This is a genomic window from thiotrophic endosymbiont of Bathymodiolus puteoserpentis (Logatchev) (assembly GCF_900127505.1).
Lineage (GTDB): Bacteria > Pseudomonadota > Gammaproteobacteria > PS1 > Pseudothioglobaceae > Thiodubiliella.
In genome coordinates this window covers 3,985-5,628 of record NZ_UEXF01000031.1, presented here as the reverse complement: position 1 = coordinate 5,628, position 1,644 = coordinate 3,985, and the positions used below count along the sequence as shown (strand labels likewise).

2 protein-coding genes are annotated in these 1,644 nt (G+C 35.9%); both read right to left on the bottom strand.

All coding sequences use genetic code 11. From position 1 onward, the window contains the following. Positions 1-515 precede the first annotated feature (515 nt). On the bottom strand, positions 516-974 hold the full coding sequence (locus BHECKSOX2_RS05255) for an SCP2 sterol-binding domain-containing protein (RefSeq protein WP_090714384.1): 459 nt from the start codon (positions 972-974) through the stop codon (positions 516-518). Positions 975-1,302: 328 nt separating this feature from the next. After that, positions 1,303-1,644 (bottom strand): transposase (locus BHECKSOX2_RS05250; protein ID WP_180323675.1); only part of this gene is annotated, 342 nt, incomplete at its 5' end.

The following is a 1,644-nucleotide window of genomic DNA, read 5'->3' as shown; positions in this document are numbered from 1 at the left end:
CCTTTAACGCCTATACGCTTTCTAAAGTGCACCAACTCGGTGGCATTGCAAGGCATGCCTGGTATATAGTTTGAGTAGCCACAGAAGTATTGGTAATAAGGGTTGCGCTTAAACTGTAAAACAACACTTTATAACAACAGGGTCTAGATAACTTAGAAATAAGGAGATGCTACCCTTTATTATAAAACCCAATAGAAAATAAGGGGATGTTACCCTTTATTATTAAGTCCAATAAAATAAAGAAAACAATCTAGTATGTACAAATATGGTAGAAAAAGCAACAGAGCATCAATATTCAAGTATTGCTTATCACTGAAGCATAAGACAGTATCTTTTTCCCTCGTTTGTTAACATTAAGCAGTAAATTATACAAGACGAGTGGGCAGTAAGGTCTTTTGTTTGGCGATGAGGTTATGGACTAAGCCATGAATGTTAAGACATTTTTTTTGAGGGGGCGAAAAAAAACTCAGCGCTTAAACGACACTGAGTTTTTTTGGTTGAGTATAAATTAGGGTTTAATTTTGGATATTTTTGCCAATGTTGACTAGGAAAGAGGCGAAGGGCCCCATGTTCTCCATAGCTTCACCCATAGGGCCCTCAAAAGATAAACCACCAAAGGTCATATGATACATAGGACCAGATTCACCGGTGCCCATGTCTGCCCAGTCTTCCAGAGTGGCACTCATTTTGTAGTCAAAGTCGTCATTTATTTTTGTTGTTTGAATACTGTCAAAGGCAGCAATAACTTTGCCACTATGGTCAATGTGTAATTCTGCGGTTTTTTTTGAATCTTTAACGATGACTTGGAGGATTTTGTAGCCTTTGCCACCATCATTGCCAGCCCAGCCTGATTTGACTAATTCGGCTGGGGTGGATGAGGCGTTGAATGTCTTGGCAATGTCTTGTGCACCTGCGAAAACATTAAATGAGAATAAAGTAGCAAGTAGGGTGGTAATAGTAAGTAGTTTTTTCATAATAGATTTCCTTAGGTTGAGTTATTTTATAGTTTGTAGCGATAAAAAAAATTATTTTACAGTAAAAAAATTTTCGATTTTCACGGATTTTATAAATTCTTTCTGCCAGTGTTTGCCGAGTTGCTGTTCGGTAATTAACTCAATGAAGACACCTGCATAACACCTAAAACCACCCACTAAAACTAAAACCTCTATTTCTTTTGACTTTTTAAAGTCAAAACACCTGAAAATTTAAAAAAATTGATTGGTTTTTTTGGAGGCACCTTATACATTCTTCGATAAATTATCTAAAAATTTTATACGATATAATACCAAATTCAAAAAACAACTAAACCAAAAGACTCCACTCTCTACTACACAAGTTTTCAATAAAACCATCCTCACTTAGTATTTCATTCCAAGCCTGGCAAGATCTTTCAACAATATCATCATAATTTTGGAATGTAGTATTAGACAAAAATCTTTGTTTAATCTGTTGCCATAGTTGCTCCACTGGATTCAGTTCTGGAGAATAAGGCGGTAATGGTAATAATGTAACATTGCTAAAACAACGAATTGCTTTCGTCATATGCCATCCTGCCCTATCTACAATCACTAAAGCCCGTCTATCTTTTGCTGTGGCTTGAGATATTAATCTTAAATGTTCTATCATGCCTGCAGTATTAGCAAC

What these genes read in the sequence shown, in the direction of transcription:
- BHECKSOX2_RS05255 (WP_090714384.1), bottom strand. Translation starts at nt 974, where the DNA reads ATGAAAAAACTACTTACTATTACCACCCTACTTGCTACTTTATTCTCA.